Annotated in this window: 16 protein-coding genes and 1 pseudogene; 11 read left to right on the top strand and 6 right to left on the bottom strand. The window is 68.5% G+C overall.

The window, feature by feature from the left end:
* Positions 1-98: 98 nt before the first annotated feature.
* From rpoB to rplJ, 3 genes are all read right to left on the bottom strand, one after another.
* The gene (rpoB, locus tag MZTS_RS14745; protein ID WP_192284419.1) at positions 99-4226 is read right to left on the bottom strand and encodes a DNA-directed RNA polymerase subunit beta; all 4128 of its coding nucleotides are present in this window, start codon (positions 4224-4226) and stop codon (positions 99-101) included.
* Between the two features lie 264 nt (positions 4227-4490).
* Positions 4491-4871 (bottom strand): 50S ribosomal protein L7/L12, encoded by a 381-nt coding sequence (gene rplL, locus MZTS_RS14740; RefSeq protein ID WP_009861194.1) that lies wholly within the window; start codon positions 4869-4871, stop codon positions 4491-4493.
* Between the two features lie 57 nt (positions 4872-4928).
* Complete coding sequence (gene rplJ / locus MZTS_RS14735; protein WP_192284418.1) at positions 4929-5447, bottom strand: 50S ribosomal protein L10; 519 nt, start codon at positions 5445-5447, stop codon at positions 4929-4931.
* 645 nt (positions 5448-6092) lie between these two features.
* Between rplJ and MZTS_RS14730 the strand changes: the two genes are divergently transcribed.
* A complete protein-coding gene (locus MZTS_RS14730; protein ID WP_192284432.1) occupies positions 6093-6260 on the top strand; it encodes a hypothetical protein in 168 nt (55 codons plus the stop codon).
* A gap of 147 nt (positions 6261-6407) precedes the next feature.
* Here the strand turns inward: MZTS_RS14730 and MZTS_RS14725 are convergent, their stop codons facing one another.
* Positions 6408-7946, bottom strand: coding sequence for a porin (locus tag MZTS_RS14725; protein WP_192284417.1), 1539 nt, complete (start codon positions 7944-7946; stop codon positions 6408-6410).
* A 655-nt stretch (positions 7947-8601) separates the two neighbouring features.
* On the opposite strand from MZTS_RS14725, the gene MZTS_RS14720 reads away from it, so the two are divergent.
* Positions 8602-10245, top strand: coding sequence for a B12-binding domain-containing radical SAM protein (locus tag MZTS_RS14720; RefSeq protein ID WP_192284416.1), 1644 nt, complete (start codon positions 8602-8604; stop codon positions 10243-10245).
* A 37-nt stretch (positions 10246-10282) separates the two neighbouring features.
* Here MZTS_RS14720 and MZTS_RS14715 read toward each other — a convergent pair whose 3' ends face one another.
* Together MZTS_RS14715 and MZTS_RS14710 are read right to left on the bottom strand one after the other, a co-directional pair.
* Complete coding sequence (locus tag MZTS_RS14715; RefSeq protein WP_192284415.1) at positions 10283-12709, bottom strand: bifunctional diguanylate cyclase/phosphodiesterase; 2427 nt, start codon at positions 12707-12709, stop codon at positions 10283-10285.
* A 402-nt stretch (positions 12710-13111) separates the two neighbouring features.
* A complete protein-coding gene (locus MZTS_RS14710) occupies positions 13112-14437 on the bottom strand; it encodes an OmpP1/FadL family transporter (protein WP_192284414.1) in 1326 nt (441 codons plus the stop codon).
* Positions 14438-14719: 282 nt separating this feature from the next.
* Here MZTS_RS14710 and MZTS_RS14705 point away from each other — a divergent pair, with 282 nt between their 5' ends.
* From MZTS_RS14705 to MZTS_RS14665, 9 genes and pseudogenes are all read left to right on the top strand, one after another.
* A complete protein-coding gene (locus MZTS_RS14705) occupies positions 14720-15604 on the top strand; it encodes a fumarylacetoacetate hydrolase family protein (protein ID WP_192284413.1) in 885 nt (294 codons plus the stop codon).
* A gap of 90 nt (positions 15605-15694) precedes the next feature.
* A complete protein-coding gene (bioB, locus tag MZTS_RS14700) occupies positions 15695-16717 on the top strand; it encodes a biotin synthase BioB (protein WP_192284412.1) in 1023 nt (340 codons plus the stop codon).
* Between the two features lie 193 nt (positions 16718-16910).
* A complete protein-coding gene (gene aspS, locus MZTS_RS14695) occupies positions 16911-18725 on the top strand; it encodes an aspartate--tRNA ligase (RefSeq protein ID WP_192284411.1) in 1815 nt (604 codons plus the stop codon).
* 25 nt (positions 18726-18750) lie between these two features.
* Positions 18751-19692, top strand: a complete 942-nt coding sequence (locus MZTS_RS14690) for a glycosyltransferase family 2 protein (protein WP_378738705.1) — start codon at positions 18751-18753, stop codon at positions 19690-19692.
* Positions 19689-20774 (top strand): acyltransferase family protein, encoded by a 1086-nt coding sequence (locus MZTS_RS14685; protein WP_192284410.1) that lies wholly within the window; start codon positions 19689-19691, stop codon positions 20772-20774. Before MZTS_RS14690 ends, MZTS_RS14685 begins: the two co-directional genes overlap by 4 nt.
* A gap of 156 nt (positions 20775-20930) precedes the next feature.
* Positions 20931-21149 carry a ferredoxin gene (locus MZTS_RS14680; protein WP_009865100.1) on the top strand — a complete coding sequence of 73 codons (219 nt, stop codon included), beginning with the start codon at positions 20931-20933 and terminating at the stop codon, positions 21147-21149.
* Entirely contained in the window at positions 21146-22408 is a 1263-nt protein-coding gene (locus tag MZTS_RS14675; protein WP_192284409.1) for an FAD-dependent oxidoreductase, read from the top strand. The genes MZTS_RS14680 and MZTS_RS14675 overlap by 4 nt, the downstream gene beginning before the upstream one ends.
* Positions 22409-22412: 4 nt before the next feature.
* Entirely contained in the window at positions 22413-23651 is a 1239-nt protein-coding gene (locus tag MZTS_RS14670; RefSeq protein ID WP_192284408.1) for a cytochrome P450, read from the top strand.
* A 202-nt stretch (positions 23652-23853) separates the two neighbouring features.
* Positions 23854-24560 (top strand): annotated as a pseudogene (locus MZTS_RS14665) (IS110 family RNA-guided transposase); the annotation flags it as partial.

Below are 24560 nucleotides of genomic sequence, written 5' to 3'. Positions count from 1 at the left end.
CCGCTGGCCGTCGTCAAGGTCCGGAAGGCCCCGCCCCCTCCCGCTCGACCGCGGCGGCACATCCGAAGATGCGCCGCCGCGGGAGGTGATCGTTGCCGTTACTCGGCGGCGTCGGCCGGCGGCTCGAGCTGGTCGTTGGCCGCCTGCTGCTTGGAGTTCGTCAGCTCGACGTTGAGGCCGAGCGAGCGCATCTCCTTCACGAGCACGTTGAAGGACTCAGGGATGCCGGCCTCGAAGGTGTCGTCGCCGCGGACGATCGCCTCGTAGACCTTGGTGCGGCCGGCCACGTCGTCCGACTTCACCGTCAGCATCTCCTGCAGCGTGTAGGCCGCGCCGTAGGCCTCCAGCGCCCAGACCTCCATCTCACCGAAGCGCTGACCGCCGAACTGCGCCTTGCCGCCCAGGGGCTGCTGGGTGACCAGGGAGTACGGACCGATCGAGCGCGCGTGGATCTTGTCGTCCACGAGGTGGTGCAGCTTGAGCATGTAGATGTAGCCCATCGTCACCTTGCGGTCGAAGGGCTCGCCGGTGCGACCGTCATAGAGGGTCGACTGCGCCGAGCGGTCGAGCCCGGCCATCTCCAGCATCGTCTCGATGTCGGCTTCCTTGGCGCCGTTGAACACCGGCGTGGCCATCGGCACGCCGCGCCGAACGTTGTTGCCGGCTTCCGCCAGATCCTCGTCCGACAGGCCTTCCAGCTCCGCGGGGGAGTAGATCGCCTTCATCTCCTCCTTCAGCGGGCCGATATCCTGCGTCTTCAGATAGGCATCGACCGCCTTCGAGACCTTGCGACCCAAGCCCGCAGCCGCCCAGCCGAGATGCGTCTCCAGGATCTGGCCGACATTCATGCGCGAGGGCACGCCGAGCGGGTTGAGCACGATGTCGGCATGCGTGCCGTCCTCGAGGAACGGCATGTCCTCGATCGGCACGATGCGCGACACGACACCCTTGTTGCCGTGGCGGCCGGCCATCTTGTCGCCGGGCTGGATCTTGCGCTTCACCGCCACGAAGACCTTGACCATCTTCATGACGCCGGGCGGAAGCTCGTCGCCGCGCTGCAGCTTCTCGACCTTGTCGAGGAAGCGCTGCTCAAGGCGCTTCTTCGACTCGTCGTACTGCTTCTGCATCGCCTCGATCTCCGTCATCAGACGGTCGTCGACGACGGCGAACTGCCACCATTGCGAACGGGGATAATCGTTGATGATCTCCCGGGTGAGGGTGGTGTCCTTCTTGAAGCCGCGCGGACCGGCGATCGGCGACTGACCGACCAGCACGTCGGCGAGACGGGCATAGGTGTTGCGGTCGAGGATGGTCTGCTCGTCGTCGCGGTCCTTGGCGAGACGCTCGATCTCCTCGCGCTCGATCGCCTGGGCGCGCTCGTCCTTGTCGACGCCGTGGCGGTTGAACACCCGGACCTCGACGATCGTGCCGGTGACGCCCGGCGGCACCCGCAGCGAGGTGTCGCGCACGTCCGAGGCCTTCTCGCCGAAGATGGCGCGCAGGAGCTTCTCCTCCGGCGTCATCGGGCTCTCGCCCTTCGGGGTGATCTTGCCGACCAGGATGTCGCCGGCGTGGACCTCGGCACCGATATAGACGATGCCGGCCTCGTCGAGGTTCTTGAGCGCCTCTTCCGAGACGTTCGGGATGTCGCGGGTGATCTCCTCCGGACCCAGCTTGGTGTCGCGGGCCATCACCTCGAATTCCTCGATGTGGATCGAGGTGAACACGTCATCCTTCACGATCCGCTCGGAGAGCAGGATCGAGTCCTCGAAGTTGTAGCCGTTCCAGGGCATGAACGCGACGAGCACGTTGCGGCCGAGCGCGAGCTCACCGAACTCGGTCGAGGGACCGTCGGCGATGATCTCGCCCTTCTTCACCGGCTCGCCGACGCGCACCAGCGGCTTCTGCGTGATGCAGGTCGACTGGTTCGAGCGCTGGAACTTCTGGAGACGGTAGATGTCGACGCCCGGCTTCGTCGGGTCGGTTTCTTCCGTGGCCCTGATGACGATACGGGTGGCGTCCACCTGATCGACGATGCCGGAGCGGCGGGCGGCGATGGCGGCGCCGGAATCGCGGGCGACCACGGCCTCCATGCCGGTGCCGACGAAGGGCGCGTCGGCGCGAACCAGCGGCACCGCCTGGCGCTGCATGTTCGAGCCCATCAGCGCACGGTTGGCGTCGTCGTTCTCGAGGAACGGGATCAGCGCCGCGGCGACCGAGACGAGCTGCTTCGGCGACACGTCCATGAGATCGACGCGGTCGGGGGCGACCACGATGACCTCACCCGCGCGGCGGCAGACCACGAGGTCGTCCGTCAGCTTGCGGTCGGCATCCATGCCGGCATTGGCCTGGGCGACATAGTACTTCGCCTCCTCCATGGCGGAGAGGTAGGCGACCTCGTCGGTGACCACGCCGTCCTTCACCCGGCGGAACGGCGTCTCGATGAAGCCGTACTTGTTCACGCGGGCGAAGGTCGCCAGCGAATTGATCAGACCGATATTCGGGCCTTCCGGCGTCTCGATCGGGCAGATGCGGCCGTAATGGGTCGGGTGCACGTCGCGCACCTCGAAGCCGGCGCGCTCGCGGGTCAGACCGCCCGGGCCAAGCGCCGAGAGACGGCGCTTGTGCGTCACTTCCGACAGCGGGTTGGTCTGGTCCATGAACTGCGACAGCTGCGACGAGCCGAAGAACTCGCGCACTGCCGCCGCGGCGGGCTTCGCGTTGATCAGGTCCTGCGGCATCACCGTGTCGATGTCGACCGAGGACATGCGCTCCTTGATGGCGCGCTCCATCCGCAGGAGACCCAGACGGTACTGGTTCTCCATCAGCTCGCCGACCGAGCGGACGCGGCGGTTGCCGAGATGGTCGATGTCGTCGATCTCGCCCTTGCCGTCGCGCAGGTCCACGAGCGCCTTGACCACCGCGAGCATGTCCTCGCGGCGCAGCGTGCGCACGGTGTCGGCGGCATCGAGGTCGAGGCGCATGTTCATCTTCACGCGGCCGACCGCGGAGAGGTCGTAACGCTCGGCGTCGAAGAACAGCGAGTGGAACATCGCCTCGGCGGTGTCGAGCGTCGGCGGCTCGCCGGGACGCATGACGCGGTAGATGTCGAACAGCGCGCCCTCGCGGCCCGAGTTCTTGTCCACGGCGAGGGTGTTGCGGATGTAGGGGCCGACATTGACGTGGTCGATGTCGAGCACCGGGATCTCGGTGACGCCGACCTCGTCGAGGCTCTTGAGGAGCTTCTCGGAAATCTCGTCGCCGGCCTCGGCCCAGATCTCGCCGGTCTGAACGTTGACCAGATCCTCGGCGATGTACTGGCCGACGAGATCCTCGTCAGTCGCCTTGAGGAACTTGGTGCCCTTCTCGCCGATCAGGCGGGCATTGCGGGCATTGAGCTTCTTGCCGGCCTCGAGCACCACCTCGCCGGAATCGGCGTCGATGAGGTCGACGGAGGCCTTGAAGCCCTTGAGCCGCTCGGCATCGAACGGCACGCGCCAATCCGCCCCGTCCCGCTCGTAGGTGACGCGGTTGTAGAAGGTCGAGAGGATTTCCTCGCCGTCCAGGCCCAGCGCGAACAGCAGCGAGGTGACCGGCAGCTTGCGCTTGCGGTCGATGCGCACGTGCACGATGTCCTTGGCGTCGAACTCCACGTCGAGCCAGGAGCCTCGGTAGGGGATGATGCGGGCGGCGAAGAGCAGCTTGCCGGAGGAGTGGGTCTTGCCCTTGTCGTGGTCGAAGAACACGCCCGGGGAGCGGTGCATCTGCGAGACGATGACGCGCTCGGTGCCGTTGACGATGAAGGTGCCGTTATCCGTCATGAGCGGCATGTCGCCCATGTAGACATCCTGCTCCTTGATGTCCTTGACGGACTTGGCGCCGGTGTCGGGATCCACATCGAACACGATCAGGCGCAGCGTCACCTTCAGCGGGGCGGCGAAGGTGATGCCGCGCTGGCGGCACTCGTCGACGTCGTATTTCGGCGCCTCGAAGGTGTAGCGCACGAATTCGAGCAGCGCCGTCGAGGCGAAGTCCGAGATCGGGAACACCGACTTGAAGACGCTCTGGAGCCCTTCGTCGGCACGGCCGCCCTCAGGTTCGTCCACCATCAGGAACTGGTCGTAGGACGCCTTCTGAACCTCGATGAGGTTCGGCATCTCGGCGACTTCCCGGATCTTGCCGAAGAACTTGCGAATGCGCTTGCGACCGACCAGCGTGTTGGCCATGAGACCTCGCTCCACCACCTCAGCGTAGGGTGCCCGGGGAAGGCTCGCGACAAGCCTCCCGCCACCGGGCCTGCAGGGCCGTCCCGCCGGACGATCAGCCCACCCGAACCGAATTCGTCTTCTGTTCGCCGCCGCACCCGCCTTCGGATGCACGGCCGCCCGAAGCGGCGTTAGCCCGCGAGCCGGAGCCCGCGGGCGTCTGGCCGGCGCGGCCCCGAGAGGCGCGCGCCGGATGCGATGGGCCGGATGCGGCCCACCGACAAATTACTTGAGCTCGACCTTGCCGCCAGCCTTCTCGAGCTGGGCCTTGATCTTCTCGGCCTCGTCCTTGGCAACCGCCTCCTTGACAGGCTTCGGGGCGCCCTCGACGAGGTCCTTGGCCTCCTTGAGGCCGAGGCCGGTGATCGCGCGGACCTCCTTGATGACCTCGATCTTCTTGTCGCCGGCGGAGGCGAGCACGACCGTGAACTCGGTCTGCTCCTCGGCGGCGGCAGCGGCGCCACCACCCGCGGCCGGGCCAGCGGCGACGGCGACGGCGGCAGCAGCCGAGACGCCCCACTTCTCCTCGAGGAGCTTGGCGAGCTCGGCGGCCTCGAGAACGGTCAGCGAGGAGAGGTCCTCGACGATCTTGGCGAGATCAGCCATGTGTGTGTTCCTTCAGTATATCGGTTTGAACGGGTCGGTTTGTAAGGGGGAAACGGCTCAGGCCGCCTCGTCCTTCTTGGCATAGGCCCCGAACACGCGGGCGAGCTTGGCCGCCGGCGCGTTGACGACCTGGGCGACCTTGGTCGCGGGAGCCTGGATGAGGCCCACGAGCTTGGCGCGCAGTTCGTCGAGGGACGGGAGCGAGGCGAGCGCCTTCACGCCGTCCGGGTTCAGGGCGGTCGTTCCCATGGCGCCGCCAAGAATCACGAGCTTGTCGTTGGTCTTGGCGAAATCCACCGCAACCTTGGCGGCCGCGACCGGATCGCTCGAATAGGCGAGCAGGGTCGGGCCCTTCAGGAGGGGCTTGATGGAGGCGACGTCCGTGCCATCGAGAGCGATGCTGGCGAGCCGGTTCTTGGCGACCTTCACGGTGGCGCCGGCCTGCTTCATCTGCGAACGCAGCTTCTGCATGTCGGCGACCGTGAGGCCCTTGTAGTGGGCCACGACGACGACGGCGCTCGTATCGAACACGCCGTTGAGCGTCGAGACGAGATCAGCTTTAGCTGTCCTGTCCACTGGTGCTCTCTCCGGTTGGCGGAACCTGGAGCAGGTCCGCCGGTTGCACTTGCCGCCCGGAACGGATCTCGGCTGAGAAGCCGGATCCGCCGCCTGGGCGACGTCTCACGGCCCTGTCCCCTTGAAGGGCCGCATGCGGCCCCCGCGGGTGAGATTGGTTCAAACCGATGCCTCCCTCCGGTGCCGACCGGCCCCGAAGCGAGGTGTAAAAAATTCGGTCTTCCCCGTCTGTGCAGGCTGTCTCCGATTAAGCCGGTTGCCCGGCGCCTGCAGTCTCGGACAGGACATAGCCGGAAACGGTGCTCGGAGCGGCTGCCCCGAGACCCTTCCGGCCGTCACCGCCCGGTTGCCCGAGCGGTATCTCGAATGGAAACCGACCGATCGGCCGATCCCTTCCAATTGGGTGAATTCGTGGAGCGCGGTCTATAGCGGCGTGCAAGCCGCCTGCCAAGACCCGGACCGCGACTTTTCCGTCGCAGGCAAGCTCCCTCAGCGCATCCCTTTCGGCGCGACCGCCTCGCCGGCAGCAACTGGTCGTTCACCCTGTCGCCGTCGCGGGCTCCGCCGGCCCCTCCCTGTGCGCCAGCGCATCTGAGGACAGGCCGCGGCGAGCCTACACCGCCACGCTCAAGCGTGAAGCCGAGCGTGAAGGTTCGTCGGGCGATGGCCTCGAAGGTGTTGCTGGTGCTGGCCGTGCTCCTGTTCGTCGCGGGCGGCCACCTGCCGAAGACGCGCGAACTGCGCAACCCGGATGCCGAGGGCGGCCCCGGTGGAGGGCGGATCCTGCTCCTGTCGAAGCGGGCCGAGGCGTGAGCCCCGGCCCGGCCGATGATCGTCCCGAGCCGGAAAGGGGTCATACCTTAATTCGGGTGATCCCTTCGGGAGGGCGGATGTGGCCTCCGCCCAGGGGCCGCGCGGGCTGGCCGATACGGCAACCGCCTCTATCGAGCGGGCGCCCTATCAGTAGTTGATCTGCAACTGCCCGCGGAACAGGTCGCCCTCGGCCCGGCCGAAGCGGCTGATGCTGGCCTCGCGGCGGCGCATAGTGGCATAGGCCAGGGTCAGCTCGACCGACTTGATCGGCTGGAATTCGATGCCGAACTCCACCTCGTCGGTGTCGAGGCGCGGCGCTCCGTTCCCGACCTTCCAGCCGCCGTCATAGGTCTGCCAGCGGATATAGGGCATGAACGGGCCGACCGGGGAATGATCGACCTTGACCATCGCCTGGACGTAGCCGCCCTGGAGCGGCCTGGTCTGGATCGACCGGGTGACGGGGTCGTATTCGGGGCCGCGGCCCCAGTTCCACTCCGCCTGCAGGCCGAAGGGTTGCGGATAGAGGATCGCGTGTAGGCCGACGCGCTCGTCGTTGTAGCCCTGGGCCAGGGTGGTGGTGGAGCCGAAGGTCGCCTCGGGCCGGAACCGGTTGCGATAGGCGGAGCCGCCGACCTCCAGCACCTGGCCCCTGAAGATCTCGCCGAGCCCGTCGAGCTCGAAGGGCCAGGTCGCCATCATCACCGTCATCAGGTCGTTGTTGGCCTCGATCCGGTTGATGGTCTGGCCGTTATAGATGCCGACGCCGAAGGCCCCATAATTGCCGAACAGCTTCTGCCCGCCCTTGGCCAGCCGGTCCCAGATGCGCTGCACGTGCCAGGGCGTGTAGTAGAGGCTGATGCCGATATCGCGCTCGCCGGGAACGCCGCTGTTGATCGCGTCGGAGCGGTCGAGGGCCAGACGGTTCTGCGAGGATTGCAGGTTCTCCCAGCCGTAAGGCACCTTCTGCTGGCCGAAGCGCAGCTTGGTGCGGCGCTCGTCGTCGAGGAACACGTCGGCATAGGCGTCGCGCAGCTGCGTGTAGTGCTGGCGTGACTCGGTCCCCGCTTGGTTGGAGACGTTCACCGCGAAATCGGGCTGGATGTAGATGAACACCCGCTCGTGGATGTCGCCCTGGAGGACCAGGCGCACCCGGCGGAAGGTGAAGTTGTTGCGGTCGGTGATGCCGCTGTCGTGGACGGAGCGCAGGCGCGAGACGCCGGACGGGGCGGTGTCGTCGCCGGACAGGAATTCGTTGCCGCGCAGCTGCGTGTAGCCGCGCAGGGACAGCCGCTCGAACCAGGTCTTGGGCCGGGCATCGTGGCCGGGCCCGTCGGCGAGGAGCTGCGGCGCGGGCGGCACCAGCGCGTCGTACCACGTGTCCGGCTCGTCGAGGGCGAAGCGGTGCGGAACCGGGGCGGGCGCCGCCGGCCGGCCCACCGCCGACTCGATCGGCCGGCCGGCCGCCGGGAAGGTGCCGGCATCGGTGGCGCGGGCATGGGCCGGCCGGGTGGCGACCGGGACCGCGCGCCGCGGGCCCCTCGCCTGAGCCTCCGCCTGAGCCTTGATCATGGCCTTGAGCTCGTTGATTTGCCGCTGCAGCTCCGCCACCGTCTGCGCCCGCGCCGAAGCCGCCGGCAGCACCAGCGCGCTCGACACGAGCAGCGCGGCCAGAAGACGTCGTTTCATCTCCCAAACCCCCTTTGCCGCGTTCCAGGCCGGCGTGATGACGCTCGCCGTGTTGTGCTGGACGCGTGCCCTTTCGGGCTGCGGATGATCGAAAGCAGCGCGCCTCCCGGGCCGCCGAACGACGCCTTGCCGCCCTGCGCCGCGCGACCGGCGCATCCGGAAAAGTCGTTAGTCGGCTCAGTCGCTTAGCGGCCCGGTGCGCCCCGCATCCCGGCAGCGGCGATAGCATTGGGCCAGCATCATTAAAAGTAATCCTGAATAAAATTTGAGTATATTCTGATCTCATTACTATACTAACGTGCAGGACCGGCGCATAATCCGTTGGATTACTAATTTAATTCGTCATAAAACTGACGCTTAAAAATGCTTTACTGCAGTCTTCAGCTTCATTGCCGAAGAGATCCCCTCGCCGGAAATGGGCGCCCGCGCGCCGGCAGATCGGTTGAGGCGCCCCGCGCCGCGCGGCCAGCGGTGGTGTTCGGGGCGCCGCTCCATGCACGGGCCGCATACCGCCATCCCCGGCACGATCTCCGGCCCCGGCTGTGTCCGGAACGCCGCACCGCGCCCCGGCCCTGCGGCGTTCCGGCCGCTCTCGGATCACGATGTCGCGGAAAGAGGGGACGCCAACGCGCGGGGCTGTGCTAGATTGGAGGTCATGCGATGCTCCCTCCCCGTCTCGTCCCGCCGGCGCATCCTGTGCGTCTTCCCGGCCTACACGCCGTCCTTTGGCACCTTCTCCCACGCCTATCCGCTGATGGGCGGGGTGAAGGCCTTCATGCCGCCCCAGGGTCTCCTGGTGATCGCGGCCTACATGCCCGAGAGCTGGGAATGCCGCTTCGTTGACGAGAACATCCGGCCGGCCTCGGCGCGGGACTTCGCCTGGGCCGATGCCGTCTTCGTCTCAGGCATGCATATCCAGGAGGGCCAGATCCACGATATCGGCCGGCGGGCGCACGAGGCCGGCAAGGTCGCGGTGCTCGGCGGCCCCTCGGTCTCGGGCGCGCCGGAAAAGTATCCGGATTTCGACTATCTCCATGTCGGCGAGATCGGCGACGCCACCGACCGCCTCGTCGAGATCCTCGACCGTGACCTCGCCCGCCCCGCGTCCCAGGTGGTGCTCGATACCAAGGACCGGCTGGCGCTCAGCGAGTTCCCGGCTCCGGCCTACGAGGCCGTGCCGCTCAAGCGCTACCTGATCGGCTCGCTGCAATTCTCCTCGGGCTGCCCCTATCGCTGCGAGTTCTGCGACATCCCTCAGCTCTATGGCCGCCAGCCGCGCCTGAAGAGCCCGGAGCAGATGTGCGCCGAACTCGATGCCATCATCAGTCAGCCCGGCCATCCGGCGGTGGTCTACTTCGTCGATGACAACTTCATCGGCAATCGCAAGGCGACGCGGGAGATGCTGCCGCATCTCGTCGCGTGGCAGAAGAAGAACAACTACCCGCTCCAGTTCGCCTGCGAAGCGACGCTGAACATGGCCAAGCAGCCCGAGATCCTCGAGCTGATGCGGCAGGCCAACTTCATGACGGTGTTCGTCGGCATCGAGACGCCGGAGGCGGACGCACTGAAGGGCATCGACAAGACCCACAACGCCGCCGTGCCGATGTACGAGGCGATCGAGACCCTCAATTCCTACGGCCTGGAGGTGACCTCCGGCATCATCCTCGGGCTCGACTCGGACACGGACACATCCGAACAGAACCTGATCGACTTCATCGACCGCTCGGCCATTCCCGTGCTGACGATCAACCTGCTTCAGGCCCTGCCGAAGACGCCGCTCTGGGACCGGCTGGAGCGCGAGGGCCGGCTCGTCCACGATGCGAGCCTCGAATCCAACGTGCTGTTCAAGCGCCCGCACGATACGGTGGTGAACTCCTGGCGCCGGGCCATCGCCCATGCCTACGCCCCCGAGCATCTCTTCGAGCGCTTCAAGCACCAGTGCGACGTGACCTACGGCAACCGCATCGTCACGCCGACGGCGGGCAAGCTCACCTTCACCAACCTGCGCCGCGGCCTGATCCTCGGCTTCAACATCATCACCCGGGTCGGCCTTCTCTCCGACTACCGCCGGCCGTTCTGGCGGGCGGCGGGTCACGCCCTGAAGCGAGGGCAGATCGAGGCGGTGTTCAACATGGGCTTCGTCGCCCACCACCTGATCCGCTTCACCCGCGAGGCCCTGCGCGGCGAGCACAACGCCTCCTTCTATGCCGCCAAGGCGGCGGAGGCCGAGGCGCAGCGGGAGCGGAGCTGGTGGGAGAATACCCGCCGCCGGTTCGTGCCGGAGCGGGAAGCCGCCTGAGCGGACGTCCTCGAGGCCGCGGGAGCCGGGCCGCCCTTCAGGCGCAGGCCTGGAGCGACTCCGGGTCGAACAGCGCCCGCAGCCGCTCCGGCTCCAGCTCGGACAGGGCCGCCATCGGACCCGGCCGCGCGAACAGGTAGCCCTGCATCTGGTCGCAGCCGAGTTCTCGAAGGATGGCGAGCTGCTCGGGCGTCTCCACTCCCTCGACGGTGACCTGAAGGCCGAGATTGTGCCCGAGATGGGTGATCGCGCGCAGGATGGTCAGCGTGTCCGCGTGCTGCCCGAGCCGGCGCACGAAGGACTGGTCGATCTTGATCTTGTCGAACTTGAACCGCTGCAGGTAGCTCAGGGACGAATAGCCCGTCCCGAAATCGTCGAGGGCGAGGCGCACGCCGAGGCTGCGCAGGGCGGTGAGCACCTCCACCGCCATGGCCGCATCCTGGATGAACACCCCTTCGGTGATCTCCAGCACCAATCGTCTCGGCGGAAGCCCGTGGCGGGTGAGGGCGGCCGCCACGCTGACCGCGAAGCCCGGCTGCCGGAACTGCTTCGGCGACACGTTGACCGCGACCCGCCACGGCTGCGGCCAGGTGGCGGCCGCGGCGCAGGCCGTGTCGAGCACCCAGGCCCCGATGCGCAGGATCTGCTCGCTCTGCTCGGCGAGCGGAATGAACTCGGCCGGCGGCACGCAGCCGCGCTCCGGGTGATGCCAGCGGATCAGCGCCTCGAAGGTCTCGATCACGCCGGTGCGGCCGTTGACGATCGGCTGGCAATGGAGCTGCAGCTCGCCCCGGGGAATCGCCCCGCTCAGCTCGTGCTCGATCCGGCGGCGGGCCTGGAGCTGCTCGTCCATCGCGGCCTCGAAGAAGCGCAGGGTGCCGCGCCCCTCGTCCTTGACCCGGTAGAGGGCGAGGTCGGCCGCGCGCATCAGGCTCTCCGCCGTGCCGCCATCGGTCGGGTAGAGGGCGATGCCGGCCGAGGCGCCGATCTCGATGCGCCGCGCCTCGATCTGGAACGGGCGGGCGAGTGCCACGATCAGACGCTCCACGGTTTCGGCGACTTGCTCCGGTGTCCGGGAATGGGCGAGCACGATCACGAACTCGTCGCCGCCGATCCGGGCGAGGGTATCGGTCGGCCGCAATTCGGCCAGCATGCGCTTGGCCACCTGCACCAGCAGGGCATCGCCCACCGCATGGCCGTGAAAGTCGTTGACGGGCTTGAAGCGGTCGAGGTCGAGATAGACCAGCGCCACCCGCGCCCTGTTTTCCCCCGCCGCCTCAAGGGCTAGGTTCAGGCGCTCCCCCAGCAGGGTGCGGTTGGGCAAATCGGTGAGCGCGTCGTGCAGGGCGAGATGCCGGATGCGCGCCTCGTCGCGGCGGTGCTGCCGCAGGTCGCGCAGGGCGACCGCGACGGCGGGCGCGCCGAGATACTCGATGGCGCGGCAGGAGAACTCCACCGGCACCGGCATGCCGGCGGCGGTACGGATCTCGAACTCCTCCGGGTAAAGCTCATCGGGGTGACAGCGGCTGCGCCGCAGCAGGGCGGGGGCGGCGGCCTCGGCGAACAGGCTGAGCAGCGGCCGGCCGATGATCTCCCGCTCCGTGGTCTCGAACAGGCGCAGGCCCGCTTGGTTGATCTCCATCACCCGGCCCTCGCGATGGATGAGCAGGGCCTCGTAGGCGAGGTTGCAGAGCAGGCGCACGCGGCTCAATTCGTCCAAACGCCGCCGCATCAGGTGCCGCTGCGTCATCAGCGCGACGAGCCCGGCGGCGAGGACGGCGAGACTGACCAGTCCCACGGCCAGTCCGAGTTGCGTCGAGCCGAGGACGGCGCCCTCCCCCTCCCGCAGCGCGGTAGGCGCGATGGTGAGGGCGGTCATGCCGGTGAAGTGCAGGCCGCAGATCGCCAGGGTGAGCCAGAGAGTCACCTCGATGCGCCGCCGGAGCCCCGTGAGGTCGCCGGCCCGGGCCAGGGCGATCACCGCCAGGGTCGCGCAGAGACCGAGGGAGGCTTGGACGAAGGTCTGATCGAAGAAGAGCAGGCCGCTCACCGCCATCGCACCGACGCCGACATAGTGCATGCCGGCGATGGCTGCCCCCAGCACCGTGCCGGCGGCGGTCAGGCCGAGAGCGTTCTGGCCCGCGCGCCGCCACAGCAGGAGCGCAGCCAGCGTCCCGGCCACCGCGATCCCGATCGAGGCCGCCGTAGGAGCGAGGCCGTAGGCGGCCTGCGCACCGGGCCGGAAGGCGAGCATGGCGACGAAGTGGAGCGACCAGACGCTGCATCCGAATACGGCGGCGGCAAGCGGCAGCCAGAAACCCTGCCCGTTGCGCTGCGGATGGAGCCGCCTCTCCTCCGCCATCAGCGTCACGGTCGAGAAGCAACCCAGCAGGCAGATGCCGGCCGAAATCGCGACCAGCCCGAGATCGTGCGCCTCGGTGAGACAGGCGATGATTTTGAACATGATTGTTGAGCCGTCCGGCGAACGATCGATGCTCTAGGGCCGGATCGATTAAAGCGCCGTTGCCGGATTTTCCTGAAATCGCCTCCGAACTCTTCCTTCAACGATCCATTATGGCAACAATTACGTCTTTAAGTTGCCATTGAAATATTTTTCTTATGTTTTTAGGCAGAGTACCGTCAGCACATTTTTGTGCCGAGATGACGCCAAATATTTGATGGCCTGTTCCAACAGATGCAGCGGCGCCGGTCACGACGCTCTACCATCGCTCGTCTTCGCCACCCGTCGCGCTCGACCTTCCCGACCCCCTCCTTGAGAAGGGCTGTCGAGGCAGAGATCGAGCGTTCCTTCGCGGCGCGGCGCGAGCGGGATCGTCCGGGCCGCCCCCTCGCCGTCGCGGCCGCTTCAATACTTGCGCACCAGCGGGGCCGGAGCCACGGCGGCCGGAGCGTCCCACTGATAGCGGAACCCGACGGAGACGACGTCGGCACTGGCATCGGTATAGGCCGCGAGCGGAATGTTGCCGACATTGTAGTCGCGTCCCGGCCCCGCCAGGAGGCGGCTCCGCTCCAGGAACAGATGCGCGTAGCTCGCCGTCAGGAGCAGCTTCTCGCTCCAGCGATAGCTGCCGCCGACCGAGACGATGAAGCGGTCGTTGTCGGGCAGGCGCGCGGAACGGTTCGAAACATCGATCGGCCCGTCCTCGTAGGCGAGGCCCGCGCGCAGCGTCAGGTTCGGCGACCAGTCGTACTCGGCGCCAACCGAGTAGAAGAAGGAATCCTTGTACCGGAGCGGCAATTGGCTCACCGGCACGCCGAGGGCGGTCGAGACGATGCCGATATCGCCGAGCCTCGACCAGTTGTCCCATTCGAAGCCCAGATTGATCCGGGTGACGGGGTTGATCTCCTGAGACAGGCCGACGCTGACCTTCTCCGGCGTGTTGAGCTTGGCCCGCACCGCGCCGAAGGCCAGGGCCTGCCGCGGATCGGGGAAGCCGATGGCGCCCTCGATGTCGTGGTGGACCGAGGAGCGGTAGCCGATGCCGAGCACCGTGCCGGCCGCGGGGGTGATCGTGGCACCCGCCGTGAAGCCGACGCTCCAGGACTCGCCCTTGAGCGAGCCCGACGGGTAGAGGGCCGGGAACAGGCCGGGGACCGGCACCGCCTGGCGCAGGGTGAGGCGGAAATACTCGATGTTCGGGCCGGCGGCGACGGAGAGCCACTCGTTGACCTTGAACCCGATCACCGGGTTGAAGGAGAGGGAGAAGATCCGGGAGGAGCGGGCATAGGGCGAGCCGGCCCAATCCTGCCGCGGCTTGGTGACGAGCCCGTAGGGCGCGCCGGTCTGGAGACCGATCCAGAGCCGGTCGGTGAGCTGGTAGGAGGTCGCGCCGGCCGGCACCACGGCGCCCTGGCCGATCTCGCCGGAGGAGCCGAAGGGGAGCAGCCCCGGCGCGGTGCCGACGGTCGGGGTGATCTTGGCCGACAGGTTGATGAAGCTCAGGCTCTGCTCGCTGGCGAAGCCCGGCCGCATCGTCACGGTCGCCGGGTTCCAGAACATCGACGAGACGCCCGCCCCGCCCGATGCCGCGCCGGCGAAGGCCAGGCCCAGGCCCTGTGCGCTCTGCTCACGCAAGCCGAAAGCACCGGCCTGCGCCCCCGACGACACTGTCAGCGAAGCGGCCGCGAAGGCCCCTGCGATGCCCAGCGCGCGGATCGTCCCCCTCGTCATGTTTCCTCTCCGAACCGTCTTGGCGAATCCAAGTTATGCCGGCCAGGGAAAGGTATCGCCCGCGCCTCGTCTAGAGGCCGCAAGGTGGTTTCCTGAATTATATGTCAGTAGAGGAATTTTTGTCACGGAACGGTGAAACCGGTCGCGAAGCTGGGACTTCGTGTCTTGAAGGGCTTCGCCTCCGCCCCCTGCTCCGTCGATGCCGGAGGGGCGCGCGGCCTCGGGCTCATGGCCCTGCGGCAAGGCCCTCGGGAATGAGTCGACAGAACGGGGACACCGACGATGAAACTGATTCGGCACGGTGCGAGCGGAGATGAGAAGCCGGGCCTGGTGGATGCCCGGGGCGGCCTGCGGGACCTGTCGGGAATCCTGCGCGACATCGCGGGGGCGGGGCTGTCACGGGACTCCCTCGACCGGCTCGCACGGATCGATCCAGAGAGCCTGCCGCTGCTGCCCCCCGGCACCCGCCTCGGCCCCTGCGTCGGCGGCACCCGCAACTTCGTGGCGGTCGGCCTGAACTATGCCGACCACGCCGCCGAGACCGGCGCCGCGCTTCCCGCCGAGCCGATCCTCTTCAACAAGGCGCCGTCCTGCATCGTCGGCCCCAACGACACGGTGATCCTGCCCAAGGGTTCGGCCAAGACCGATTGGGAGATCGAACTCGCCATCGTGATCGGCGCCCGCGCCTCCTACGTCCACGCCAACGAGGCCCTGCGCTACGTGGCGGGCGTATGCATCTGCAACGACCTGTCCGAGCGCGAATTCCAGATGGAGCGCGGCGGCACCTGGACGAAGGGCAAGGGCTGCCCGACCTTCGGCCCCCTCGGGCCCTGGCTCGCTACCCTCGACGAGATCCCCGACCTGAAGAACCTCTCGATGAGCCTCGATCTCAACGGCAAGCGGATGCAGACCGGATCGACGGCGACGATGATCTTCGATGTGCCCCAGATCGTGGCCTACGTCTCGCACTTCATGATGCTGGAGCCCGGCGACGTCATCACCACCGGCACGCCGCCCGGCGTCGGGCTCGGCATGAAGCCGCCGCGCTTCCTCAGGAGCGACGACGAGATGGTGCTGCGCATCGACGGCCTCGGCGAGCAGCGCCAGCGGGTCGTCGCCTTCGACGACTGGACCGCGAAGGTCGCCGCCGGCGAGCCGACCCACTGACCGGCGGCCGCTCGCTGCGGGGAGGAGCCGGCGGGCTCGCCCACATGGTCAGGCTTGATTTTTTCCCCGCCTTCGCTCTCAAAGAGGCGCATGAGCGATACCGTGGTCCCCCTCGCCTCCTCGGCCTCTTCACCGGCGCCCGCCGCCATCCGTCACGACTGGACGCTGGCCGAGATCCAGACGATCCACGACATGCCGCTGCTCGATCTCGTGCATCGGGCCGGCAGCGTGCATCGGGCCCATAACGACCCGGCCGACATCCAGCGGGCGGCCCTTCTCTCGATCAAGACCGGCGGCTGCCCCGAGGATTGCGCCTATTGCCCGCAATCGGCCCACCACAAGGGCGCGAACCTGCCCCGCGAGCGGCTGATGCCGGTGGAGGCGGTGCTGAAGGAGGCGGCCGCCGCCAAGGCCAACGGCGCGCACCGCTTCTGCATGGGCGCGGCGTGGCGCAAGCCGAAGGACGGACCGGACTTCGACGCCGTGCTGGAGATGGTGCGCGGCGTGCGCGGGCTCGGCATGGAGGCCTGCGTGACGCTGGGCATGCTGACCCAGAGCCAGGCGCAGCGCCTCGCGGAAGCGGGGCTCACCTCCTACAACCACAATCTCGATACCGGCCCGGAATTCTACGGCGACATCATCTCGACCCGCACCTACGACGACCGGCTCCAGACCCTGGAGCATGTCCGGCAGGCCGGCATCGGCGTCTGCTGCGGCGGCATCGTCGGCATGGGTGAGCGGGTGCGTGACCGGGCCGAGATGCTGCTCGTGCTCGCCAACCATGCGCCGCATCCCGAGAGCGTGCCGATCAACGCCCTGGTGGCGGTCGAGGGCACCCCGCTGGAGGACCGGCCGCCGATCGATCCCCTCGACCTCGTGCGGATGTGCGCCACCGCCCGCATCGTCATGCCGAAGGCGCGGGTGCGGCTCAGCGCCGGCCGCAAGAGCCTGACCCGCGAGGCGCAGATCCTGTGCTTCCTGGCCGGTGCCAACTCGATCTTCTACGGCGAGCGCCTGCTCACCACCGCCAACAACGAGGCCGACGCGGATGCCGAGCTGCTGCGCGACATCGGCGTGCCGGTGCCCGAGGTGACGCTCGCCGCCGCCGAGTAGGCCCTGCCGCAAGCCCCGCTCCGAGCGCGCTCGGCGGGGCCCCCTTTCCCCTACCCGGCGTCATGCGCCGGCGGCCGAGCTGGGACGGGGCAATCACGCCCGCGATCGCTCTTGCGACCGCGCGCGGTCCTCCCTCGCCTTGACTTCACCCGCCTCCCGTGAATGGTGCCGGCCTCATTCTCAAGAGCCCGCCATGCACCGTTACCGTACCCATACCTGCGGGGCGCTCCGCCCGTCCGATGTCGGCGGCGAGGTCCGCCTGTCCGGCTGGTGCCACCGCATCCGCGACCACGGCGGCGTGCTCTTCATCGACCTGCGCGACCATTACGGCCTCACGCAATGCGTGATCGATTCCGACTCGAAGGCCTTCAAGGAGGCTGAAGCCGTCCGCTCCGAATGGGTGATCCGCATCGACGGCCGCGTGCGCACCCGCCCCGCCGGCACCGAGAACGCCGAGCTGCCGACCGGCGCGGTCGAGGTCTATATCGACGATCTCGAAGTGCTGGGCCCGGCGGGCGAGCTGCCCCTGCCCGTCTTCGGCGACCAGGAATATCCGGAGGAGACGCGGCTCAAGTACCGCTTCCTCGATCTCCGCCGGGAGAAGCTGCACGCCAACATCATGAAGCGCGGCGCGATCATCGATTCGCTCCGCCGCCGCATGCGCGAGGGCGGCTTCTTCGAGTTCCAGACGCCGATCCTGACCGCGTCGAGCCCCGAGGGCGCGCGCGACTATCTGGTCCCCTCTCGCGTCCACCCCGGAAAATTCTACGCGCTGCCGCAGGCGCCGCAGCAGTTCAAGCAGCTGACGATGATCGCCGGCTTCGACCGCTACTTCCAGATCGCGCCCTGCTTCCGCGACGAGGATGCCCGCGCCGACCGCTCTCCGGGCGAGTTCTACCAGCTCGATATCGAGATGAGCTTCGTCACGCAGGAGGACGTGTTCCAGGCGGTCGAGCCGGTGCTGCGCGGCGTGTTCGAGGAATTCGCCGAGGGTAAGCGGGTGACGCCGGTCTTCCCGCGCATCACCTATGCCGACGCGATGCTGAAATACGGCGTCGACAAGCCGGACCTGCGCAACCCGCTGATCATCGCCGACGTGACCGACGAGTTCGCCGACGACGCGGTGGAGTTCAAGGCGTTCAAGGGCGTGATCAAGGCGGGCGGCGTGGTCCGCGCCATTCCCGCCACCGGCGCGGCGGGCCAGCCGCGCTCGTTCTTCGACAAGCTCAACGAATGGGCCCGCTCGGAAGGCGCGCCGGGCCTCGGCTACATCGTGTTCGAGGAGGAGGGCGGCCAGCTCACCGGCAAGGGACCGATCGCCAAGTTCATCCCCGCCGCCATCCAGGCGCGGATCGCCGAGAAGGCCGGAGCCAAGGCGGGCGATGCGGTGTTCCTCTCCGCCGGCCCCGAGGCCAAGGCGGCGGCCCTCGCCGGCAAGGCCCGCATCCGCATCGGCGACGAGCTCAAGCTCTCCGACACGGATCAGTTCGCCTTCTGCTGGGTCGTCGACTTCCCGATGTACGAGTGGAACGAGGAGGAGAAGCGGATCGACTTCTCCCACAACCCGTTCTCGATGCCGAACTTCGACCGGGACGAGTTCCTGGCCCTGGGTGAGGGCGATGCGGAGAAGATCCTCGGGATCAAGGCGTTCCAGTACGACATCGTCTGCAACGGCATCGAGCTGTCCTCCGGCGCGATCCGCAACCATCGCCCCGACGTGATGGAGAAGGCGTTCAGCATCGCCGGCTACGGCAAGGATGTGCTGGAAGAGAAGTTCGGCGGCATGCTGAACGCGCTCCGCCTCGGCGCCCCGCCGCACGGCGGCATCGCACCGGGGGTGGACCGCATCGTCATGCTGCTCTGCCACGAGCCGAACATCCGCGAGGTCGTGCTGTTCCCGATGAACCAGCGCGCCGAGGATCTGATGATGGGCGCCCCCGCCGAGGCGACGCCGAAGCAGCTGCGCGAGCTGCATATCCGCCTGAACCTGCCCGAGAAGAAGGGGTGAGGGACAGCGTTGAACCCTCCCCCCCATGCGGGGGAGGGTGCCTGCGGATCACGGCATGTCGCTGACCGCCATCGTCGTCACCCACGACAGCGCCGCGGTTCTGCCCGCCTGCCTCGGCGCGCTTGCCCGCGACAACGTTCCGGCCCTCGTCGTCGACAATGCGAGCCGCGACGACTCGGTGGCGGTGGCGCGCCGCCACGGGGCGCGGGTGATCCGCAATGCCCGCAACGAGGGCTATGGCCGCGCCAACAATATCGGCGTGCGGGCCGCCGAGGGGGCGCGCCACGTCCTCATCCTGAACCCGGACCTCGTCCTGCAACCGGGCGCCGCCGCCGCCCTCCGCACCGCCGCGCGGGACTGGCCCGATGCCGGGCTGCTGGCGCCGCGCATCCACGAGCCGGACGGGCGCTTCTTCTACCAGCCGCGCTCGCTGCTCGCGCCCTACCTCACCAATCCGAAGGGCCTGCGCGCGCCTCCAGAGGGCGATGCCTGCGCGCCGTTCCTCTCCGGCGCCTGCCTGATGACCGAGCGGGCCTTCTTCCTCGAACTCGGCGGTTTCGACCCGAACATCTTCCTGTTCTACGAGGATGACGACCTCTGCCGCCGGGTGGCCGATGCGGGGCGGGCCCTGGTCCATGTCCATGGCGCCGTAGCCCTGCACGGGCGCGGGCGCTCCTCGGCGCCGGAGCCGGGCCGGGTGTTCCGCACCCGCTGGCACCAAGCTTGGTCGCGCGCCTACGTGTCGCGCAAATACGGCCTGCCCGATCCGAGCCCCGGCATGCTCACGACGAACGCCCCGAAGGCGGCGCTCTCCGCCCTTGTCCTCCGCCGCTCCGGCCTGGAGCGCTATGGCGGCTCCGCCGCCGGGGCCTGGGCGGCCCTGCGCGGCGTGAGCGCCCTCGCCCGCGAAGGCTTGGTGGAGGAAGGCTTGGCGGAGGAAGTCTCGGCCGAGGAACTCGCCCCGTGAGCGCCCTGTTCTCCGGCCCGACCGTGGCGGAGGCGCTGGCGCGCCCGCACAACGCCTTTTCCGGCCTGCGGCTGGTGCTGGCCCTGATGGTCGTGCTCTCCCACGCCTTCAGCGTCGTCTCCGGCAATCCCCTCGACGAGCCGCTGACCCGCGCCACCGGCTTCTCCCTCGGCGAGCACGCGGTGAACGGCTTCTTCGCCGTCTCCGGCTTCCTCGTGACCATGAGCTACGACCGGCGCGGCTGGCGCGATTATGTCATCGCCCGTTCCCTGCGCATCCTGCCCGGCCTCGTCGCGGCGGTGCTGCTGGTGGGCCTCGGCCTCGGCACCGCCCTCACCCGGCTGCCGCTCACCGATTACCTCGCGAGCCCGGAGCTGTGGCGCTTCGTGCGCGGCACGCTGCTGTCCTTCAAGAGCAACACGAGCCTGCCCGGCCTGTTCGAGGCCAACCCCTATCGCAGCCCGCTCGGCACGGTCTGGACCCTGAAATACGAGACGATCTGCTACGTCGGAGTCCTCGCCGCCGGGCTGGTCGGCCTGCTGCGGCGGCGCTGGGCCGTGCCGGCCCTCACCCTCGCCCTGGCGCTGGCCCTGGCGGGATTGGAGGCCGCCCGGCCCGACATGCCGAAGGGCACCGAGACCGCCCTGCGGCTGCCGCTGATCTTCGCCGCCGGTGCCTGCCTCTATCTCTGGCGCGACCGCGTGCGGCTCGGGCCCTGGCCGCTGCTCGGCCTCGCCGCGGCGATCTGGCTGCAGGGGCACCCGCCCGGCCGCACCCTGCTGTTCCTGTCCGAGAGCTACGCCGCGATCTGGCTCGCCTTCCTGCCGGTCCTGAGCCGCCCCGCCCTCGATCCGCCCGCCGACCTGTCCTACGGTGTCTATCTCTACGGCTGGCCGATCCAGCAGAGCCTGCACGCCCTGTTCCCCTCGGCCTCCGCCCTCGCGCTGCTGACGCCGGCCCTTCTGCTCGCCCTGCTCGTGGCCGCTCTCTCCTGGTACGGCATCGAGAAGCCGGCCCTGCGCCTCAAGGCGCGGGCGCTCGGGCGGCGGACCCTGGGCACCATCGAGCCCGCCGCTCCCTGACCCCGCGATTGATCCGACACGGCGTTTGAGCAGTTCCTCAAGCGGCCGGGAGCGTCAGGCCGCCGCCGTGGTGCGCGGACGGCCCTGCCCTAGCTATCGTCGGGCCGCCTCTCCGGTGGCTGTTCTCCCCGTGGCAAAGGCTGACCGAAAGCGCCCATGAAGGTCGTCGTGGATCTCAATCGCTGTCAGGCCTACGCGCAATGCCTCTACGCCGCGCCCGGCCATTTCGCCCTGCACGGCAAGGAAGCCCTGGTCTACGATCCCGCCCCGGATGAGTCGGCACGGGGTGAGATCGAGCGCGCCGTCCATGCCTGCCCGGTCCGGGCGATCACCGCCGTCAGCGATGCTCCCGACGAGACCGGAGCCGCGCGGTGACGACATCGCCCGAGCGCATCGTCATCGCCGGCGCCTCCCTGGCAGGTCTCGCCGCCGCCCACGGCCTGCGCGAACGGGGCTTTGCCGGCCGTCTCACCCTGATCGGCGACGAACCCCACCTGCCCTATGACCGGCCGCCGCTCTCCAAGCAGGTGCTGCGCGGCCTCTACTCCGCCGACACCACCCTGCCCCGCCACCCGGATTTGGAGGCCGAGTTCCGCCTCGGCCTGCCCGCGACCCGGCTCGATCCCGAGGAGCGCTTCGTCGAACTCGGCGATGGCAGCCGCCTGCCCTACGATCGCCTGCTGATCGCCACCGGCACAAGGGCCCGGCCCTGGCCGAAGCCCGAGGAGGCCGCCCTCGACGGGCTCTATACCTTGCGCGGCCGGGACGACGCGCAGCGGCTCGGGCAGCGGCTTCAGGCGAAGCCACGGCGCGTCGTTCTCGTCGGCGGCGGCTTCATCGGCTTCGAGGTCGCCTCGACCTGTCGCGACCTCGACATCCCGGTCACGCTGCTGGTGCGCGACGCCACTCCCCTGGCCGCCGCCCTCGGCGCCCACCTCGGCGGCCTGATCGGCGAAGTGGCGCGCGAGAAGGGCGTCGATCTGCGCCTCGCATCGGAAATCGAGCGGATGGAAGCGGAAGGCGGGCGTTTGACCGCCGTGACGCTGAAGGACGGCGAACGGATCGAAACCGATTGCCTCGTCGCGGCCATCGGCACCCTGCGCAATGTCGAGTGGCTCGATGGCTCGGGCCTCGCGGCGGATGCCAAGGGCCTGCGCTGCGACGCCTTCTGCCGTGCCCTGCGCCGGGACGGGAGCGTGGTCCGAGGCGTGTTCGCCGCAGGCGATGTCGCCCGCTGGCCGAACCCGCATGACGACGACGCCCTGGTGGCGGTGGAGCATTGGGGCAATGCCCGCGCACAGGCCGAGACCGCCGCCGGCAACATGCTGGCGGGCGACGCCTCGGCGATGCGCCGGCACGATCACCTGCCCGATTTCTGGTCGCAGCAATTCGGCCTGACCATCAAGCTCGTGGGGCTCACCGACGGCGCCGACGCCTTCGCGGTGAGGCATGGCTCCCTGGAGGAGCGTCGGCTCGTGGCCGTGTTCGGCAAGGAGGGCCGAACCGTCGCCGCGGCCTCCATCGACAGCGCCCGCTGGCTGCCCGCCTACAAGGCCGCGATCCGGGAACGCGCCCCGTTCCCGCCGATCGAGGAGGCCCTCGACCAGCCCCGCCTCCGTGTGCAGGAGCCGTGATCCCGTGACCGGAAGCACGCTGTTCGAACAGATCCTCGACCCGGCCAACCGGGCGAACCCCTACCCGCTCTACGCGGAACTGCGGAAAATCCCGGTCTCCCGGCAGGAGGACGGCACCTATGTCGTCAGCACCCATGCCGAGCTGGCGCGGCTAATCTCCGACCCCCGGATCAGCTCCGACGACCTGCCCGATCCGCAGAAATTCCGCTGGACCGGCCATCCGATCACCGATCTGCTGGTGCGCCCGGTCCGGGCCGAGATCCGCAAGCGGCACCGGCCCTTCATCTTCCGCGACCCGCCCGACCACGACCGTCTGAGGGGGCAGGTGATGCGCTGCTTCACGCCTCAGCGGGTGCGCGGCATGCGCGAGAAGACGCAACGCATCACCGACGACCTGATCGCCAAGATGGCGGGCAAGACGCGGATCGATCTCGTCGACGACTTCTCCTACCCGCTGCCGGTCACGGTGATCTGCGAATTGCTCGGCGTGCCGCCGGAGGACGAGGCGCAGTTCCACGGCTGGGCGACGCAGCTCGCGACGGCCCTGGAGCCGAATCAGCGCGGCGACGAGGAGACGCAGGCCAAGAACGAGGTCTGCTTCAACGAGATCGCCGACTACATCCAAGGCCTGATCAAGGAGAAGCGCAAGAACCCGCAGGAGGACATCCTCTCCGATCTCGCGACCGATACGGACGGGATGAACGATTTCGACCTGATCGCCACCGCCGTGCTGCTGCTGGTGGCGGGCCACGAGACCACGGTGAACCTGATCACCAACGGCATGCTGACGCTGCTGCGCTTCCCTGAACATCTGGAGCGTCTGCGGGCCGAGCCGGAGACGGCCCCGCGCCTGATCGAGGAGCTGCTGCGCTACGAGCCGCCGGTCCATTACCGCACCCGGCTGGCGCTGGCCGACATCCCGGTCGCCGGGATCACCATCCCGAAGGACGCGCCGGTGATTCTCCTGCTCGCGGCGGCCAACCGCGATCCGCTGCGCTTTTCCGACCCCGACCGCTTCGACCCGGATCGGCCCGACAACCGCCATCTCGGCTTCGGCGGGGGCCTGCATTACTGCGTCGGCGCCCCGCTGGCCCGGATCGAGGCGGAGGTGGCACTGGTCTCCCTGGTGCGGCGGCTGAAGGGCCTGTCCCTGACCGAGAATCCCCCGCCCTACCGGCCGGGCGCCTCGCTGAGGGGGCCGTGCCATCTGAGGCTGGCACTGGAGGAGGTGGCGGAGGGGTAATGTCCCCCCGTCACGGCGCATCGCCTCGGGGCGATCCGACAGATCGGGTAATCGGGCCGTCGCCAGCCTTCCCCGCCTCGCGGATCGTGGCAAGCTGCCCGAGCTGCCATCCGGTCTGCCGGGGATCAGCCCACGACCGGTCATCCGGGAGCAGGCTCATGCGCTATATGCCGGTCTCGATGTCTCGCTGGCCGAGACCTCCATGTGCGTTGTCGATGAGGACGGGAAGATCGTCCGCGAGGCCAAGGTCGCGAGCGAGCCGGAGGCACTGGCGACGTGGCTCGGCGCTCTCGGTCTGCCGCTGGCCCGCGTCGGCCTGGAGACCGGCGCGCTGGCGGGTTAGCTGTGCAAGGCGATGCTCGAACTCGGCATGCCCAACGTCGTGTGCATGGACGCGCGGCACGCCCGCGCGGCAATGGTCGCGATGACCCAAAAGACCGACCGCAACGATGCGCGCGGCCTCACACAGATGCTGCGCACCGGCTGGTTCCGGCAGGTCCATGTGAAGGCGCGCCGACAATGGATCTGCGGACCCTGCTGACCAGCCGTAAGACGCTGGTGCTGAAGATTGGCGACGTGGAGAACCAGATCAGGGGCTCCCTGCACCCGTTCGGGATCAAGCTCGGCACGGCCAAGCGCCGGACGTTCGCGGAACGGGTGCGCGAACTGACGGCCGACCTGCCGCGCGTCGCCGCCATCCTCGACGTGCTGTTACAGGCGTACGCGGCGATGCTGCCCTCGCTCAATCGTCTCAACCGCATGATGCTGGGGATCGCCCGCGAGCACGCGGTCTGTCGCCGCCTGATGACGGTGCCGGGCGTCGGTGCGGTGGTGGGTCTGACCTTCATCGCGGCCATCGAGGACCTAGCCCGCTTCGTCAAGTCGCGCTCGGTCGGGGCGATCCTCGGC

Origin of the sequence: Methylorubrum zatmanii, from assembly GCF_014845115.1 — a bacterium.
Classification (GTDB): Bacteria; Pseudomonadota; Alphaproteobacteria; order Rhizobiales; family Beijerinckiaceae; genus Methylobacterium; species Methylobacterium zatmanii.
Note: the sequence above shows the minus strand (reverse complement) of the source record. Positions and strands in the feature narration are given on the sequence as shown.

What these genes read in the sequence shown, in the direction of transcription:
- MZTS_RS14725 (WP_192284417.1), bottom strand. Translation starts at nt 7,946, where the DNA reads ATGAAACGACGTCTTCTGGCCGCGCTGCTCGTGTCGAGCGCGCTGGTG.
- MZTS_RS14710 (WP_192284414.1), bottom strand. Translation starts at nt 14,437, where the DNA reads ATGACGAGGGGGACGATCCGCGCGCTGGGCATCGCAGGGGCCTTCGCG.
- MZTS_RS14705 (WP_192284413.1), top strand. Translation starts at nt 14,720, where the DNA reads ATGAAACTGATTCGGCACGGTGCGAGCGGAGATGAGAAGCCGGGCCTG.
- bioB (WP_192284412.1), top strand. Translation starts at nt 15,695, where the DNA reads ATGAGCGATACCGTGGTCCCCCTCGCCTCCTCGGCCTCTTCACCGGCG.
- MZTS_RS14720 (WP_192284416.1), top strand. Translation starts at nt 8,602, where the DNA reads ATGCGATGCTCCCTCCCCGTCTCGTCCCGCCGGCGCATCCTGTGCGTC.
- aspS (WP_192284411.1), top strand. Translation starts at nt 16,911, where the DNA reads ATGCACCGTTACCGTACCCATACCTGCGGGGCGCTCCGCCCGTCCGAT.
- MZTS_RS14715 (WP_192284415.1), bottom strand. Translation starts at nt 12,709, where the DNA reads ATGTTCAAAATCATCGCCTGTCTCACCGAGGCGCACGATCTCGGGCTG.
- rpoB (WP_192284419.1), bottom strand. Translation starts at nt 4,226, where the DNA reads ATGGCCAACACGCTGGTCGGTCGCAAGCGCATTCGCAAGTTCTTCGGC.
- MZTS_RS14680 (WP_009865100.1), top strand. Translation starts at nt 20,931, where the DNA reads ATGAAGGTCGTCGTGGATCTCAATCGCTGTCAGGCCTACGCGCAATGC.
- MZTS_RS14690 (WP_378738705.1), top strand. Translation starts at nt 18,751, where the DNA reads ATGCGGGGGAGGGTGCCTGCGGATCACGGCATGTCGCTGACCGCCATC.
- rplL (WP_009861194.1), bottom strand. Translation starts at nt 4,871, where the DNA reads ATGGCTGATCTCGCCAAGATCGTCGAGGACCTCTCCTCGCTGACCGTT.